16 protein-coding genes are annotated in these 16,584 nt (G+C 50.5%); all 16 read right to left on the bottom strand.

Annotated elements, in window-relative coordinates; translation table 11 throughout:
• Positions 1-17: 17 nt before the first annotated feature.
• Positions 18-1,076 (bottom strand): protein arginine kinase, encoded by a 1,059-nt coding sequence (locus GX364_03855; GenBank protein ID NLI69989.1) that lies wholly within the window; start codon positions 1,074-1,076, stop codon positions 18-20.
• Positions 1,066-1,620: a hypothetical protein gene (locus GX364_03850; protein ID NLI69988.1), complete on the bottom strand. Its 555-nt coding sequence runs from the start codon at positions 1,618-1,620 to the stop codon at positions 1,066-1,068. Before GX364_03850 ends, GX364_03855 begins: the two co-directional genes overlap by 11 nt.
• Before the next feature lie 15 nt (positions 1,621-1,635).
• Positions 1,636-2,100 (bottom strand): CtsR family transcriptional regulator, encoded by a 465-nt coding sequence (locus GX364_03845; protein NLI69987.1) that lies wholly within the window; start codon positions 2,098-2,100, stop codon positions 1,636-1,638.
• 260 nt (positions 2,101-2,360) lie between these two features.
• Positions 2,361-3,110: an MgtC/SapB family protein gene (locus tag GX364_03840; GenBank protein NLI69986.1), complete on the bottom strand. Its 750-nt coding sequence runs from the start codon at positions 3,108-3,110 to the stop codon at positions 2,361-2,363.
• A 139-nt stretch (positions 3,111-3,249) separates the two neighbouring features.
• The gene (locus tag GX364_03835) at positions 3,250-4,083 is read right to left on the bottom strand and encodes a DNA polymerase domain-containing protein (GenBank protein NLI69985.1); all 834 of its coding nucleotides are present in this window, start codon (positions 4,081-4,083) and stop codon (positions 3,250-3,252) included.
• Between the two features lie 99 nt (positions 4,084-4,182).
• Positions 4,183-5,145: a hypothetical protein gene (locus GX364_03830; protein ID NLI69984.1), complete on the bottom strand. Its 963-nt coding sequence runs from the start codon at positions 5,143-5,145 to the stop codon at positions 4,183-4,185.
• Positions 5,138-5,956 carry a Ku protein gene (locus tag GX364_03825; protein NLI69983.1) on the bottom strand — a complete coding sequence of 273 codons (819 nt, stop codon included), beginning with the start codon at positions 5,954-5,956 and terminating at the stop codon, positions 5,138-5,140. The genes GX364_03830 and GX364_03825 overlap by 8 nt, the downstream gene beginning before the upstream one ends.
• Positions 5,957-6,102: 146 nt before the next feature.
• Positions 6,103-6,951 carry a carboxylating nicotinate-nucleotide diphosphorylase gene (gene nadC / locus GX364_03820; GenBank protein ID NLI69982.1) on the bottom strand — a complete coding sequence of 283 codons (849 nt, stop codon included), beginning with the start codon at positions 6,949-6,951 and terminating at the stop codon, positions 6,103-6,105.
• A gap of 153 nt (positions 6,952-7,104) precedes the next feature.
• Positions 7,105-8,055 (bottom strand): quinolinate synthase NadA, encoded by a 951-nt coding sequence (gene nadA / locus GX364_03815; protein ID NLI69981.1) that lies wholly within the window; start codon positions 8,053-8,055, stop codon positions 7,105-7,107.
• A gap of 229 nt (positions 8,056-8,284) precedes the next feature.
• A complete protein-coding gene (locus GX364_03810; protein NLI69980.1) occupies positions 8,285-9,991 on the bottom strand; it encodes a VacB/RNase II family 3'-5' exoribonuclease in 1,707 nt (568 codons plus the stop codon).
• A 233-nt stretch (positions 9,992-10,224) separates the two neighbouring features.
• Complete coding sequence (gene secG / locus GX364_03805; GenBank protein NLI69979.1) at positions 10,225-10,449, bottom strand: preprotein translocase subunit SecG; 225 nt, start codon at positions 10,447-10,449, stop codon at positions 10,225-10,227.
• Positions 10,450-10,536: 87 nt separating this feature from the next.
• Positions 10,537-11,808: a phosphopyruvate hydratase gene (gene eno / locus GX364_03800; protein ID NLI69978.1), complete on the bottom strand. Its 1,272-nt coding sequence runs from the start codon at positions 11,806-11,808 to the stop codon at positions 10,537-10,539.
• Between the two features lie 77 nt (positions 11,809-11,885).
• Complete coding sequence (locus GX364_03795; GenBank protein NLI69977.1) at positions 11,886-13,493, bottom strand: 2,3-bisphosphoglycerate-independent phosphoglycerate mutase; 1,608 nt, start codon at positions 13,491-13,493, stop codon at positions 11,886-11,888.
• Between the two features lie 3 nt (positions 13,494-13,496).
• Entirely contained in the window at positions 13,497-14,267 is a 771-nt protein-coding gene (locus GX364_03790; GenBank protein NLI69976.1) for a triose-phosphate isomerase, read from the bottom strand.
• Between the two features lie 18 nt (positions 14,268-14,285).
• Positions 14,286-15,476 carry a phosphoglycerate kinase gene (locus tag GX364_03785; GenBank protein NLI69975.1) on the bottom strand — a complete coding sequence of 397 codons (1,191 nt, stop codon included), beginning with the start codon at positions 15,474-15,476 and terminating at the stop codon, positions 14,286-14,288.
• 135 nt (positions 15,477-15,611) lie between these two features.
• Complete coding sequence (gene whiA / locus GX364_03780; protein ID NLI69974.1) at positions 15,612-16,577, bottom strand: DNA-binding protein WhiA; 966 nt, start codon at positions 16,575-16,577, stop codon at positions 15,612-15,614.
• Positions 16,578-16,584 lie beyond the last annotated feature (7 nt).

Here is a 16,584-nt window from a genome sequence, read left to right as displayed (position 1 = left end):
ATCTATATTCATTCCTTTTATACCTTGATTTCCTTCAACCGTTCTCTCAGCTGCTTTGCCCTCTCCTCATCCCTTTCCCGGGCATTCAGTTCCCCGTCAGCAATGATCTGCAAACAGGCAGGCCTGATCACAATAAGCAGCTCGTTGAGCAATTTGCGATTGATCCCCCCCGATATGAGGCCCAGTTCGTATCCCAGCCTGATATCAGAAATAAGCTGCATCGCTTCCTGACTGCTGATGATACGGGCATGCTTCAAAATCCCCAGCGCCCTTGAACCGCGATCAGCAATTTTCTCCCGGTTATGATTCAACAACGACTGGCAGGCAGCATTCTCCTGTTCGATAACCTGGCGGGTAACACTGAACAGATTTCTGATTATCTCCTGTTCTGATTGGCCGAGGGTTATCTGGTTGGACAACTGCACCAGGTTGCCAATAATTTCGGTACCCTCCCCGTACAGCCCCCTTACCGCCAGGCCCACCTGGGAAAGAGCTCCCAGGATCCGGTTAAACTGTTTGGTGATAATCAAGGCTGGCAGATGTAGCATGACCGAGGCCCTCAAACCGGTTCCCACGTTGGTAGGGCAGGAAGTCAGATAACCATAGCGCTCGTGGAAGGAATAATTCAACTTCTCCTCGAGAGCATTGTCATACAAATCAGCTTCTTCCCATGCCCTTTCCAGCTGAAGCCCGGGGAAAACACTCTGAATGCGAACATGGTCCTCTTCATTGATCATTACCCCTACAGCCTCATCCTTGCGCAAAAATAATGCACTGTTGTGAGATTCCTTGGCCAGAAGCGGGCTGATAAGATGTTTTTCGACCATAACCTGTTTCACCAGGGTGCTCACTTCATCCATCTTGATCAGGAGAAAATCTTTGAAATCGTCCTGATCCTTGACCGCATCGACAACCAACCCCTGGACTTCAAGTGTCTGGGCATCGGAAGCCAGATAGGGAAAAGGAGTATTTTTGATATTTCTGGCCAATCGTACACGCGAACTTATTGCCGCCTCGGCGTAAGGGCCATTGCCCTCCATCCAATGGCTGACAAATTGCGTCTTCTCATTCTTCATGGCCATCACCCCTTTCCTGCTCTTTTTTTTGCAATGCATTTTCCAGAACCCGTATCTGATCCCGTATGGCAGCTGCTTTTTCATATTCCTCCAGGTGGATGAACTGTTGCAGCTGTTTTCTGAGATCACCGATTTCCCGCTTGATTCTGGTCGTTCCCCCTATGCGGCGGGGAACTTTACCTACATGATCTATATTGCCATGGATCCGACGGAATAACGGTTGGAGCTTCTCATCCCCGAAGGAATGGTAACAACTGCTACAACCGAACCTGCCGATCTGGCTGAATTGGGCAAAAGTCAAAGCGCAATTTGAACACTGTACTTTGGCCGGATGCACTGCCTCTTTATCTTTTTTGGCTGCCCACGGTTCACTCAGAAAACTGGCAAAAAAGTTTTTCAGCGTGAATTTTGGTTCAAAAGAAAAATCAAGATCCCCCTTGGCGCGGGCACATCGTTCACAAAGATGCAGATCTGTTCTAAGACCATTGACGATCCTGGTGATGAAAACCGTTGCTTTCTGCTGGTTGCATTCCTGACAGAGCATGATAACCCTCCTTCACTATTGATCATCTTTCAAAATGGCCATGATCATGTTCTTCAGCAATCTTTTGACCATTATTTTTTTCTGTCGTTCATCGATGGGAAGGCCGCTGAATATTTCATCTTTCATTACACTGTCAATCATGGCCGCCTCGCGGCGCGAGATAAATTTTTCATCATGCCACCGTTTCAACAGGTCACCAGCTTGACGAAAATCAAGACCTTCCCTTTCAAAACTGCTGACCCAGTCCCGGGAAAGAGGTTTTACCTTCATGATCCTGATGTAACCCCGTCCCCCTCTCCTGCTTTCAACCATGTATCCTCTCTCCGGTGTAAATCTTGTTGACAATACATAATTTATCTGCGAAGGAACACAGTTAAATTTTCCTGCCAATTCTCCCCTCTGGATAATGACCCATTGGCCAACACTGAGAGAGAGTAGTTTTTTTATATAATCCTCGATATAATCCGCTATGGTAAGCATAGATTATGCACCCTACTTTCCCGTTTGACCTTTACTGACCTTCACTTTATTATACCCCAAAACAGATCAATTTACACAAGTTTTTTTTGAACTACCTGAAGCATCACATCAACCGAGGTTACCGTACTGGCGGCTTTAAGCTCGTATTTCCTTGATTTGCTGCAAATATCTCTTCATTTCATCCTGGGATCAAAAATTGACAGTTGGCAATGTTGATGTCAGGTTGTAGAAAGATAAATGATTCAAAAGGGGCATCCTTCTCAGCTGAAAAGTGATGATGCTGATGATGACGATGAAACAAACACATCTTCGCCTTGCCAGGATATTTCCAGAACACCGTTGATGGCCACCAGGCGACGATAAAACTCCTGATAATCAATGTAAACGGGAGCTTCAAGAGTGAAATCGATCATGATCACATCGGAATTGTATGTCTTGATGAATTCGGCCTGGGAAATATTGATTTTCTTGATATTCATATGGTGTTCCCCGAGAACACCGCTAATTTTGCTAAGCAGCGCAATCTGATCTATAGCTTTGATAGAAAGGATCTTGTACTTGTGACGCGAAAGATAGACATTGTCAACCTTGTTGAGTACATAAAGGCTCAGTAGCACAAAAATCGTGGCCACCATTGCCGCCTTCCAGTAACCAACCCCAATAGCCAATCCGATCCCGGAAACCACCCATATTCCGGCTGCAGTCGTCAACCCCTTGATATTACCACGATGTTGAATGATCGTCCCTGCGCCCAGAAACCCGATGCCAGTAACCACGCCGGCTGCCATTCTCCCGGGATCCTGCCGTAAAAATAGGTTTTCGACCCCCGGACAGTAGAAACCGTAAACCGAGACCATCATGATCAGTGCCGAACCTACACAAACCAGAATATGCGTCCGGAAACCTGCGGGTCGGTTGCTTATTTCCCTTTCAAATCCGATCAGGCCACCCATAAGGACAGCAATAAATAGCCTGAGGGCTATTTCAAAAATACTCAATTCAGGAATCATTTGCTGCCCTCCTTCTAAAATTGGTTATTGTGATAATTATATCACAGCCGGCCGGTAAAATGAATTGTATTAAATTGATATTGAACGGGCGGACGATTATTACTTTCTTCAGCCGTTCTGATAATAAAAATCTGCTGAATCAGGAAATCTGTGGCAAAAACTGACGGTCGGTCAACGAACCCGCAAAATATTCAGCTCGTTCCCTCACAGTCTCGAAGCAGTTGCCGATCGTGAAATCCCCGGGAAGAACCCTTCCTTCCTCGATTTCATCCCAGGACAGGGGCATGGACACGGGAGCTCCGGGAAGGGGGCGGGGGCTGTATGGAGAGACCAGGGTTTTGCCCTTCCCATTCTGGAGATAATCGAGGTAGAGCTTGCCTTCACGTTTCTCTATTTTCCGTTCCAGGGTTGTCTTTTCAGGGTAGGCCCTGTTTATCTGCTTGCAAACGCCCTTGACAAAATTCCGCACCGTTTCGTAGGAATATAGCGGGTAAACAGGAACAAACACCTGTACTCCCGTGGCGCCCGAAGTTTTTGGGTATCCCCGCATTTGAAAATCAGCCAGACATTCATGCAATGCCCGGGCCACTTCCAATACATCGGTGAAAGTGGATTTTTCCATGGGATCGAGATCAAAGACAGCAAAATCGGGACTGTCAAGGCGATCCCGTTCCGAAAGCCAGGGATGGATTTCTATTGCAGCCTGATTGCCTATCCAGACCAGTGTCTCCACATTGTCAACCATGATATAATCGGTGATCCTGTCACCTCGATGCAAAACCCGGAATGTTTCAACCCAGCGGGGTGCACCGGGGGGGCAATTTTTCTGATAAAAGCCCTTTTTGTCAATACCTGCGGGGAAACGACGCAGAACCAGGGGGCGGTTCCTCAAATATGGAATCATGAATGGGGCAATGGAGATCAGGTAGGAGATCAGATCATACTTGGTAAGCCCCGACTCCGGCCAGAGCATTCTTTCCAGATTGCTGACTCTGACCAGGCGTCTGCCTACCTTCAAAGTCGATGATATATCTACTCCCTCCCCCCAACTCCGGCAAGGAAACGCGGAATTTCAATAGATTGCTTCTTCAGGCCTGGATTTTGAAAATCCAATGACAACCGGTGCCCTCATTTTCAAGTTTTCCGTCCATTCCATGAATTCAATTTCGACGGTCAGGAAGGGCCTGAGCCAGGCCACTTCCCCCGGGCAGGGCGGGTTGACAAATAAAGGTTCGGGGACACCGAGTATCTCCCCGGCCTTGCGCAATTCCCTGGCCATTTCCGTATTTAAACCTGACCCCGCCCGGCCTATATAGCGCAACTCCCCATCATGGTAAGCCCCCAGCAATAGAGAACTCACCAACCCTCCCCTGAAGGCCAGACCCACCACCACGGAAAGCTGCCTGCGCCTGGGTTTGACCTTCCGCCAGCTTGAAGATTTGCGCCCGATCAGGTAAGGGCTGTGAATATCCTTGGCCACTATACCTTCCAGATTCCGGTCGGACACCTGTTGGAACAACAACTCCCCATCTTCATAGTTTTCATTCAAATAAACTGTCGGTTCTCCCTGCAGGCTTCCGAAAGCCTCGTTCAACACATCCTGACGGTGGTTTAACGGGAAACCGGTCAGGTCTTCCCCCCTCCAGAAAAGGAGATCGAAGATGCAGTAGGTACATGGGCGGTGGCGGGAAAGCCGTTTGATCCTGTTCTCATGCTGAAGGGAATCCCTTTCCATGATGCGTGAAAAACGTGGATAACCCGCTTCCAGGGCCACCGCCTCCCCATCAATCAGTGCCTCCCCCGACCCCACCACCTCCTTCAGAATCTGGAATTCAGGGTATTGCCGCGTACGTTCCCCTCCTCCGCGGTTTTGCAACCTGACTCCGTCAGCAGTTACAAAAGCCAGGATACGTACACCATCCCATTTGATCTGTGATACATAGCCGGGCTCCTTGACAGGCCGCGAAGCGCTGGTCGGTTCCATCGGCCTGACCCGGGGAAAGAACTGCTGCAAGGGAGAACAAAGATCAAGCACGGCCCACCCCCGTCGGTTCCTTTTTGCCAGCCTCCTCCTCTTCTCCGGCCGCAACTTCCAAACTGGCCTGAAGGGCTTCGACCAGATCGGTAACACGCCCTCCTTCGGCAGATTCCACGATGGCAATTTCCTCGCCGGCAACCTTGGCTTCGATGATTTCCAGCAAGGCCTTCCTGTATTCATCCACATACTGTCCCGGATCAAAAGGAGCGGTAAGCTTTTCAATCAATTCCCTGGCCATCTTCAATTCTTGTTCGTGAATTTCAATCTCCCGGTTCCACGATGGCAACTCTGCCGTGTCACGCACCTCATCCGGGTAAAACATTGTCTCCAGGGAGAGAATATCCTCGTAAGTACGGATCACGGCCAGAGAATGCTTCGACCTGATGGTCAGGCGCGCAACGGCAATTTTCCCCGTCTCCCTCATTGACTCCTGCAGAAGGTTGTATGCTTTTTCTCCCATCTCCGTTGGTGTCAAATAATAAGCCTGGTTATAATACAAGGGATCAATTTCCGACAATTCAACAAAATCCACGATGTCGATTGTTTTTGTGGTTTTGTCCGGTATTTTGGCCAGATCTTCCTCTTTGATGATCACGAACCGATCCCGGTCGTATTCATAACCCTTGACGATCTCCCCGTAAGCAGCTTCCTTCTGGCAGCGGGGGCAAAATCTTTTGTATTCCAGGGGGGTCAGACATTTTTCGTGAAGTTGCCTGAATTGCACCGTTTTTTTCCGGGTTGCAGTATATAGCTTTACGGGTATATTGACCAATCCGAAACTGATCGATCCTTTCCACAGCGGGCGCACTACAAACACTCCTTTGTTCATTGAAGTTTACATTCAATCCCGGGGGGAAGCCCCCACAAAGCAAAATATAGCGATCCCCGAAATACGGAATTCGCCCATGTTGTCACGGGCCACACCGTATGATTCGGTTCGCGCTATATTTAAGTTTAACCTTGATCGATGTTTTTAGTCAGAAGGCTAAGATTCAAAGATTTGAAGGAATGTGTGAGTGCTCCGCTGGAGATAAAATCAACCCCGGTCCGGGCATATTCTTCCAGTCGTGCTTCGGAGATATCACCCGAGGCTTCCAGAAGGACGCGCCCGGCATTTATCTTGACCGCCTCCCTGATCGTTTCCGGATCCATATTGTCTAGCATGATCAGGTCTGCCCCGGCATCCAGGGCTTCACGAAATTCATCCAGATCGGTAACCTCGACTTCTATCTTCAGCGTTATCGGGGCCTTCATCACTGCTCTCTTCACGGCAGCACTGATTCCCCCGGCAGCGGCAATATGATTTTCCTTGATGACGATCCCCCCTGAAAGACCCAGGCGATGGTTCCGTCCCCCGCCCACCATGACCGCATATTTTTCAAGATAGCGCAGACCGGGGGATGTTTTGCGGGTATCCAGAAGAAAGACAGCATGATTCTTGATCCTCTCGGTCCATATCCTCGTCAATGTGGCAATGCCCGAGAGACGCTGCAGAAAATTCAATGCCGTTCTTTCCGCCATCATTATCGGTTGCACCGGGCCGTCAATCTCGGCAATCACCGCTCCCCTGCTCACGGAATCCCCATCGGTAACACGGGAATTGAAATCAATTCTCTCGTCCACCATTTTGAAAACTCCTTTGCAAACTTCCAGCCCGGCAATAACACCGTCCTCGCGGGTGATTATCTCTGCATCGCCCACTTTTTCTGGAGGCACGATAAGCGAGGTGGTATAATCTCCGCCCCCGATATCTTCCTTCAAGGCAAGCTCCATTATCTCTCTGGCCCATGGGGTAAGAATCATTTTCTTCTGCTCCTCCAAACAAAAAATGTATCATGAATCAACATTGTCATGCTTTTACATCAGCATACATACAAAAAAACTGCCCCTCCATCAAACCTTTCCGTTCCCCGGAACAACCGCCTTGCAACATGCAGATGCCAGATCGGTGAACCCTCATCTGACCTCAAGCATGCGCGCCAGGGAGACGACAGCCTCCTTGCGGATTTCCTCCGGAACGGAGATTACCGTTTCCATGTGTTCCAGTGCATGAGCCACTTTGTGCAGCGTGGTGTATTTCATGTTGGGGCAGAGCAGGCCCGGCGAGAGAAGATAAAATTCTTTTTCCGGGTTTTCTTTCTTCAAACGGTAAAGCAAGCCCACTTCCGTGCCGATGACCAATTTCTTCTCTCCCGTCCGGGCTACAAAATCTACCATGCCTCCCGTCGATAAAACCTGATCGGCATTGATGCTCACTTCAGGCGGACATTCGGGATGAACGATAATCGGGGCACCTGGATGATCGCGGCGGGCTTTTTCGATATCCCGCAAAGTTACCCTGTGATGCGTGATACAGTATCCATGCCATAGAATAACCTCTTTGGAAGTGAAACGAGAAACGTATCCGCCCAGATTCTTGTCCGGTACGAACAGAACCCGCTCTTCCCGCAAAGAATTGACAACTTCAATTGCATTTGCAGAAGTACAGCAGATATCGCTTTCCGCTTTGACCTCGGCCGTGGAATTGATGTAGGTTACCACGGGAACACCCGGGTAGCGCTGCCGCACTTTCTTCAACTGCGGCCCGGTAACCATGTTGGCCAGAGGGCAATCCGCAAGCGCCTCCGGCAGGAGCACCGTTTTTTCCGGAGCGAGCATAGCCGCACTTTCAGCCATGAAATGAACCCCGCAAAAAACTATCGTCTCCGCATCTGCCTCTGCTGCCCTGTGACTCAGATCAAGGGAATCACCCACGAAATCGGCTATATCCTGTACCTCGCCAATCTGGTAATTATGAGCCAATATTACAGCATTCCGCTGCTTTTTAAGTTGCTGGATCCTGTCTTTCAAAGCATCTGTGTTTCCTTGCTGCAACAGTATTACCTCCACGTGCCCGGAACTTATCATTTATTATGAACAAATAGATCAACATTGTCAATTATCGGAATAAAACATGATTGTACAAATTTTCGCCGCTGCACGGAAAGATATTGCATGTACTCCCATGACTTTTTTCATGGCTCGATCTTTCCTGCTCATCCTGTTTCAAGCAGGCTGCTGCTCCGGATGGAAAAATCCTGGTAATATGAAATCTTCCCCTTTGTTACCGGGTTATAACACAGGCGGGCCATCGCGGTTATGATTCGGGAGAGGGGAAATCCCCGGTTTCACCCCTGGAAAGCAGATAAAAATAAACAACCTTTTTCTGCAGATCCACCCTGGCAACTTCAATATTTACAGGATCACCAAGGCAGTATTTTTTACGGGTGCGCCTGCCGATCACAGCCATCATCTCCTCATGATACCGGTAATAATCATCCCGCAGGCTTTCCAGCAAAACCAACCCCTCGACCGTATTTTGCAGTTCTACAAAGATTCCAAAAGAAGTCACACCACAGATGATGCCCGGAAAAGATTCGCCTTCCTTTCCCTCCATGTATTCAACTTTTTTTTGTTGAACACTCTCCCTTTCCGCCTCCATGGCTTTTCTTTCCATGCAGGAAGCATGTTCGGCCCGCCCGGGAAGTTGTTTCTTCAGAAAAGCAATCCTTCCCTCATCCATGTTCCCTGCAAGTTGATCTTTTATCATAGCGTGAACCTGCAGATCGGGAAAACGCCGTATGGGCGAAGTGAAGTGCGTATATTTTTGCAAAGCAAGCCCGAAATGCCTTTCGTTGTTAACGCTGTAATAAGCATGGGGCAGCGAACGCAACAGAAGATAATTGACCGTTCTTTCAAGAGGCGTCCCTCTTACATTGTCGAGCACCGACTGTATGGCCCGGGGTTTGATCTTGCGCAAATCGCCGCTGATCCTGATGTTCATCAGCGACAGGATGTTCCTGAACATGATCATCTTCTCTTCTGTGGGGGGAGGATGCACCCGGTAAATGAAGGGCAGATCCTTTACACCAAAATGCTCACATACGGAAACGTTGGCCAGCAACATGAATTCCTCGATGATCGATTCAGCCCTCCCCGGAAATTTGCGTTCTATGGTCAGGGGTTTTCCTTCGTCATCAACGGTAATCTTTGTTTCGGGAAGATTGAGGAAGAGTGCCCCGTTTCGCAGACGGTTCTTTTTAAGCATGGACGCCAACTCATCCATGCTTTTGAGCATGGCCCCTATTTCCGCCGATTCTCCCCCTGCAGAGAGCATCTCCTCTGCCTGTTCATAACTTAGCTTCCGTTTTACCCTGACCAGGCTGGGGAAAATATCATATTTTTCCACTCTCCCCCGCACATCGAGTTCTATGATGACACTGATAGCCAGGCGGTCTTTATTCTCCTGAAGGCTGCACAGTTTCTGGGAAAGCAGGGGCGGTAACATATGGATAACCCTGTCGGTCAAATAAACACTTGTTCCCCGTTTGAGAGCCTCCCGGTGAAGAGCCGTTCCCTCGCGGACATAATAGCTCACATCGGCAATATGGACACCGAGTCGGTATCCGCCGACATCACGCACCCCGAGAGAAATACCGTCATCCATGTCCCTGGCGTCCGCCGGGTCCACGGTAACAATCAACTCATCTCGCAAATCGGCTCTTCCTTCCTGGAGTGCAATTGATGCTATGTCTTTCTCCCCGGGAAGGTTGCGTAACTCCTTCATCACCCGGGAAGGGAACTTCTCCCTGTCTATCATTTTCGCCCCTGCCGACCGGATAACCGAGATGACTTCGCCTTTACGGTTTTTCCCTGATCCCCCGGGCAGAATCTTGACTGAAACACGATCACCTTCAGCCGCCTCGCCGATCTTGTTCGCCGGAATAAAAATGTCCGCTTCTTCCCTTGAATCGGGAATCAGAAACGCGTAGCCCCGGCGTGTACCCTGAAAGGTTCCGGTCAAGGTACCCTTCTTTTTTCTCCGGCCCCTCCCGTGTCGAGGAACTGCATGCCTTCCTCCGATTTTCTTTTTGCGCTCTCTTTTATTGATCTTGATTCCCCTTCCATGTCCGGATCTTAGCAAAAAGGAGCAGGACCTCCCTGCTCCGCCTTATTTTTCCTGTATTATACCCGAAATTTCTTGAAATACTTCAATTTTACCGGTAAACACTTCTATCATACTTCGAAACAGCCCATTTATTTCAAAACCGTCAACACGATGGCCAGGATCATGAAGGCTATCGCCAGCCCCGTGGTAATCCGGCTGAACAGATCATCCAGGCCTTTTTTCTTGCCAAAGAGGGTCTGCGCACCTCCGCCGATAGCACCTGATATCCCCGCACTCCTTCCTGATTGCAGGAGCACGGAAACAACCAGCGCCACACAGATCAATACATGCACAACAGTAAGGGCTATACGCATAACCTATCCCTCCATCAGATACAACCTTCCCGGACCAACGAATGATATTCTAACATAGTAGCACTTTTTTAACAACCGACTTTTTCATCAGAAGGTAAAAAGGGTCCGCCGCCCGGCATAGCTGCCACCCGCCCCAAGTTCTTCGGATATGCGCAACAACTGGTTGTATTTGGCGGTACGATCAACCCGGCTCGGAGCACCGGTTTTTATCTGACCGGCAGCGGTGGCCACGGCCAGATCGGCTATAAAGGCATCCTCGGTTTCACCGGAACGGTGGGAAATCACATACGAATAACCCGCTGTCTGGGCGATCCTTATCGCTTCCATCGTCTCCGTAACCGTGCCAATTTGATTGAGTTTGATCAGGATTGAATTGGCCACCCCTTCCTCGATCCCCCTGGTCAGCCGATCCGGATTCGTAACAAAAAGATCGTCCCCGACCAGTTGAATTTTTTTACCCAGGGCCTCCGTCAACCCACTCCATCCTTCCCAGTCTTCTTCCGCCAAGCCATCCTCGATGCTGCAAATCGGATATTCTTCCACCAGACTTACCAGGTAAGCGATCATCTCATTTACTTCCAGGGCTTTCCCCTCGAGATGATACCGTCCATCATGATACAGTTCATTGGCAGCAACGTCCATCGCCAGCAAGATATCTTCACCGGGCTGGTAACCGGCCCCCTTGATCGCTTCGATGATGACATCGAGTGCCGAACGGTTGGAATCAAGATCGGGAGCGAACCCCCCCTCGTCGCCGACCCCCGTGTTCAGCCCCTGTTTCTGCAATACCCTTTTCAGGACATGGAAGGTTTCCACCCCCATCTGCATGGCCTCTTCGAAATTTTTACCGCCCACGGGCATGATCATGAACTCCTGGATATCGATATTGTTATCGGCATGTTCCCCCCCGTTGATGATATTCATCATCGGGGTTGGAAGAAGATTGGCCCCCAGCCCGCCCAGGTAACGGTAAAGGGGAATTCCCAGTGCCGATGAAGCCGCCCGGGAAATGGCCATCGAAACCCCCAGAATGGAGTTTGCACCCAGATGGCTTTTATCCGGGGTTCCATCCAGGTGAATGAGATAGCGGTCGATGGCTTCCTGTTCCAGGCAGTTGCGGCCTGCCAGAAAAGGAGCGATCTTCTCCCCGACTTTTCTGACTGCTTCCGACACACCTTTCCCCAGATAACGGTCCGGATCCCTGTCGCGAAGCTCCAGGGCTTCAAACGCTCCGGTGGAAGCCCCCGAAGGAACCGCCGCACGCCCCCTTATCCCTCCCGGCAAGATTACATCGACTTCGACCGTGGGATTTCCACGCGAATCAATGATTTCCCTGGCCTTGATTTCTTTTATTTCCATGCAGTGCATTCCTACATTACCTCCTCGTACAATAAAGTTGTCTTACTGACTGCCAATCAAGAAAGTTTATCTGGCAATCACATGGGAATTCCGGGGGTGCCCGGTTTTCCGTCCGGCTTCCCGGTAGAGATAGAACCTTTTTCCAGAAGCAGGCTTCTCCCCGTCATCTCTTCCGGCAATGGCATCCCCATCAATTCCAGCACCGTGGGGGCGATATCCGCCAGTACACCGCCGCTTCGCAGATTGTACATATTTTGTTTTCCCAGCAAGATGAATGGAACTGCACTGGTGGTATGCGCCGTGACCGGTTTCCCCGTGACCGGATCCTGAACCATGTCGGCATTGCCGTGATCGGCGGTTACGAGTGTCCAGTAACCACTTTTCAACGCCTGTTCGGCAATCGATTCAACCCCTCGATCTACGGCTTCCACTGCCTTGATCGTGGCCTCCATGTTTCCGGTATGCCCGACCATATCCGCATTGGCAAAATTGACAACAAAGAAAGAATGTTTCTGCCGCGCTATCTCCAGGCAGGCTTTCCGGGCCACCCGGGGTGCACTCATCTCCGGCTGCAGATCATAGGTGGCCACGGCAGGTGAAGGAACCATGAAACGCTCCTCCCCCGGGAAAGGTTCCTCACGGCCACCATTGAAGAAAAAGGTTACATGAGCATATTTTTCTGTTTCCGCCAGCCGATACTGCTTGCAACCGCTTTTGGAAAGCCATTCTCCCAACGTATCACGCAAATATTCCGGAGGGAAAACCACGGGGCAATCAAAATTTTTGTCGTATTCAGTCATGGTAACCACCAGAGGGAACACCGCTTCCGGCCCCCGGTCAAACTCCTCCAGTTCCTTTTCCAGAAAAGCCCTGGCAATCTGGCGAACCCTATCCGGCCGGAAATTGAAAAACAGAATGGCATCTTCGGAGGTTATCCTGATCGGATCCCCACCCGGCTGAATGATGGACACCGGAGCAACAAACTCATCGGTCTCACCCCTGCGATATGCCGCATCCAGAGCCGCGAAGGGATCCCTGGCAAGAACCCCCTGCCCGTATACATAAGCATCGTAGGCCTTTTTGGTCCGTTCCCAACGGTTGTCCCGATCCATTGCGTAGTAACGCCCCGCAATGCTGGCAATCCGGCCCACCGCATTTGCACTGCAAAATTCATCGAGCTCCTTGATATACTTCAGAGCGTTGGCCGGCGGGACATCCCTGCCGTCCAGGATGGCATGAACAAATACATTCTGTTTCATACCGAAACGCCTGGCAGCTATCAACAGGGCAAACAATTGATCGATATGGCTGTGGACTCCCCCATCGGAAAGAAGCCCCATCAGGTGAAGCGAAGAACGTTTTCTGCCCACCGTTTCCAGCGTCTGCTTTATGATCTTGTTTTCAAAGAAAACACCGGCCTCGATGCTATTGTTGATGCGGCTCAGGTCCTGATAAACAATCCGCCCGGCCCCGATATTCAGATGCCCCACCTCGGAATTGCCTATCTGGCCCTCCGGTAATCCCACAGCTTCCCCGGCAGCTCCCAGCAAGGTAAAAGGGCATGATTCCCCGAGATGGCGCAAATAAGGAATTGAAGCATGGGCAATCGCATTTCCCTCTTTTTCGGCACGGCATCCCCATCCATCCATGATAACAAGGATTACAGGCCTGTTGGCAAGATACAATCGCTAAACCTCCCGGTAAACACGCGCTGAGTTGGCTGCCCTGATCAACCCGGCAAATACATCGGCCTGAAGGCTGGCACCGCCGACGAGGGTGCCCTCGATGCCCGGAATGGTAACAAAATCACCGATATTATCTTTATTGACACTGCCACCATACAGGATCTTGACCCTGGTTCTATCCTCGAAGATATGATCAATCTCTTCCAGAATACATTCAGCCGCTGCCGCAGCATCTTCCTGTGATGCGGCAACCCCCGTTCCGATAGCCCAGACCGGCTCGTAGGCAATGATCATGTTTTTTACTTTGTCTGTATCAATACCCTTCAGACCTTCCCGCAACTGGCCCAGAACGACCTTCTTCATCCGCCCTGATTGGTGATCCTCCATGGTTTCCCCCACGCAGAAAATGGGAATCAAATTGTATTCCAGGGCCGCATTTATCTTTCTGTTGATCTGCTCGTCAGTCTCACCAAAGACCCACCGTCGTTCGGAATGGCCGATGATCACATAGCGCACCCCCAGTTCCCTCAGCATAAGCGGAGATATCTCCCCTGTATAGGCCCCCTCGCTCTCCCACATCATGTTCTGGGCGCCAAGGTGAAAAGCTGTCTTGAAGAGCGCCTCCCTGGCAGTCAACAAGGCCGTAAATGGCGGGCAGATGATTACCTGGCTTCCGGACAATTCCTCCTGCCACACCTTGAATTTTTCCACATACTCCTTTGTCTCCTCGACGGTCTTGTGCATCTTCCAGTTTGCTGCAATGATCAAGTTCATTATTCAACCTCCTACAATCTAGTATTTATCCAGCCCTTTCAACGCCGCTATCCCCGGCAGTTCTTTCCCTTCCAGAAATTCGAGGGTAGCCCCTCCCCCCGTGGATATGTAGTCGGCTTCCGCGGCAATGCCAAACCTCTCAAATGCAGCGGCAGTGTCTCCTCCACCGACCAGTAGATAGGCTTTGCTTTCCACTGCCGCCCTGGCTACCGCTTCCGTACCGCGGTCGAAAGGGCTCAACTCGAAGACCCCCAGCGGCCCATTCCATATTATCATTCCTGATGCGGCAACTATCTCGCTGAAACTCTCCATCGTGCCAGGGCCGATATCAACGGCTTTCCATCCTCCGGTTACGGAATCCGCCGCAACTGTCCGGAACGGTGCACCTGCGACCAGCTCTTCAACGATTACCAGGTCGTCAGGCAGGTAAACCCGTTTCCGCCCGGCCCTTATCTTTTTCAACAACTCCCTGGCACTCTCAATCCTGCCCTCTTCATAAAAAGAGGAAGCCATGTCGTACCCTTTGGCTCTTAAAAATGTATTGGCCATCCCCCCACCTATCAGAATATTGTCGGCCAACTCCAGGAACTTGTTGATAACCCCGATCTTGTCGGAGACCTTGGCCCCGCCAAAGATAGCTGTCAGGGGCCTTTCCGGGCGATCGAGGCATCTCCGGAGGGTGGTGATCTCTTTCTCCATGAGAAACCCGGCCACCGCCGGGAGATATCTGGTTATTCCCGTTGTAGAAACGTGGGCACGGTGTGCCGTCCCGAAAGCGTCATTCACGAATATATCCGCCAGGGCAGCTATCTTTTCGGCCAGCAACGGATCATTCTTTTCCTCGCCGGGCAAGAAACGCACATTCTCGAGTAGCAGGATCTCCCCGCCATCCAGGTTCCGGACAGATCTTTCCACTTCAGGCCCCACGGTGAAATCGATCTTCTTGACCTTCATCCCCAGAAGCTTCTCCAGACATCTGGCGACAGGGTCCATTCTCCATTCATCAACGACTTCACCCGCCGGCCTTCCCAGATGTGAGAGCAGGATGATCTTTGCTTTTTTTCCCAGAAGGTAACGAATGGTTGGCAACGATGCACGGATCCGTGCGTCATCGGCTACCACTCCCCCATCCAGTGGGACATTGTAATCGACTCTTACGAGTACTCTCTTCCGTTCCACGGACACATCCTTCAAGGTTAGCTTTTTCACCGCACCACCCCTTTTGCATCCCTTCCCGGTTGTTTTTTTCGCCCGGTGACAATCAAATTCCTTTCAGTGCCAACCCCGCTTTGAAGTTGTTCAACCGTTATTTTACCCATGAACCGTCATCTATCTTTCCCAAAATCAACAGGACTTATCTCCGCGCCCCGAAATATGGTCGGCTATCCTGTTCAACCTTTTAAGGCGGTAACTGATCCCCGACTTGCTCAGCGGAGGATTCATCATCTCCCCCAATTCTTTGAGGGAAGCCTCGGGATGTTCTATTCTCAAGATAGCAGCTTCCCTCAATCCGGTGGGCAACCTGTCCAGTCCTATACTCCGGGCAATAGCCTCGATGGCCTCTGTCTGTTTGCAGGAAGCCGCAACGATCTTGTTCAGGTTGGCCGTCTCGCAGTTCACCAGACGATTTGTATGGTTTCGCAAACTCTTGAAGACCCGCTGCTCCTCCATCTGCATCAAAGGGGAATAGGCCCTGATGAGTCTTAAAAAATCCAGTATTGATTCCGCATTTTTCAGATAAACGTAATAACCTTTTTCCCGGCGGCGCAACGAGGCGGTAATTTCAAATTCTTGCATCAGTTCGAGCATCTCGCGGGCGTAGATTTCATATTCAGAAAATATTTCCAGGTGGTAAGCGGCCCGCGGCGAATTGATCGATCCTCCGGCCATAAATGCCCCCCGCAGGTAACTTCCCCGGCAGCAACCGTTCCGCACCATCTGCGGATTGACCCGGGGCACCCCCAGCCACTGTCCCTGTTTCTTCATCCCCAGACATGAAAACAGTTTCTCCAGGACAGCCTCATCCAGGATGCGGATCACAAAATATGAACCCGCACATTTTTCCCTTTCATGGTACATTACCCCGGGGGCTGCATGGACCGTCTCCTTGATTGTTTTGAAAACATATCTGGTCAATGCGTTGCTGTCCAGCCTTATATTCAACATCGGTTTCCGCTCGTTGAGAGTGATATAACCACGCAGGTGGATTATGGCTCCCAATTCTGCACGGGTACAACATGGAAAAAGGGGCCTTGTACGACAGAGTTCACTTTTCACCTTCTGCGAAAAGGTCGTTATTTTCCCAGCCATGACACCA

The organism is Bacillota bacterium (assembly GCA_012518215.1).
Taxonomy (GTDB): domain Bacteria; phylum Bacillota; class Dethiobacteria; order DTU022; family PWGO01; genus JAAYSV01.
This window is presented reverse-complemented; position numbering and strand designations above follow the sequence as displayed.

Bases quoted from the DNA above. Each gene is read 5' to 3' on its own strand.
- GX364_03855 (NLI69989.1), bottom strand. From the start codon at position 1,076: ATGAAGAATGAGAAGACGCAATTTGTCAGCCATTGGATGGAGGGCAAT.
- GX364_03850 (NLI69988.1), bottom strand. From the start codon at position 1,620: ATGCTCTGTCAGGAATGCAACCAGCAGAAAGCAACGGTTTTCATCACC.
- GX364_03845 (NLI69987.1), bottom strand. From the start codon at position 2,100: ATGCTTACCATAGCGGATTATATCGAGGATTATATAAAAAAACTACTC.
- GX364_03840 (NLI69986.1), bottom strand. From the start codon at position 3,110: ATGATTCCTGAATTGAGTATTTTTGAAATAGCCCTCAGGCTATTTATT.
- GX364_03835 (NLI69985.1), bottom strand. From the start codon at position 4,083: ATGCTCTGGCCGGAGTCGGGGCTTACCAAGTATGATCTGATCTCCTAC.
- nadC (NLI69982.1), bottom strand. From the start codon at position 6,951: ATGATTCTTACCCCATGGGCCAGAGAGATAATGGAGCTTGCCTTGAAG.
- nadA (NLI69981.1), bottom strand. From the start codon at position 8,055: ATGATAAGTTCCGGGCACGTGGAGGTAATACTGTTGCAGCAAGGAAAC.
- secG (NLI69979.1), bottom strand. From the start codon at position 10,449: ATGCGTATAGCCCTTACTGTTGTGCATGTATTGATCTGTGTGGCGCTG.
- eno (NLI69978.1), bottom strand. From the start codon at position 11,808: ATGGAAATAAAAGAAATCAAGGCCAGGGAAATCATTGATTCGCGTGGA.
- GX364_03790 (NLI69976.1), bottom strand. From the start codon at position 14,267: ATGAACTTGATCATTGCAGCAAACTGGAAGATGCACAAGACCGTCGAG.
- whiA (NLI69974.1), bottom strand. From the start codon at position 16,577: ATGGCTGGGAAAATAACGACCTTTTCGCAGAAGGTGAAAAGTGAACTC.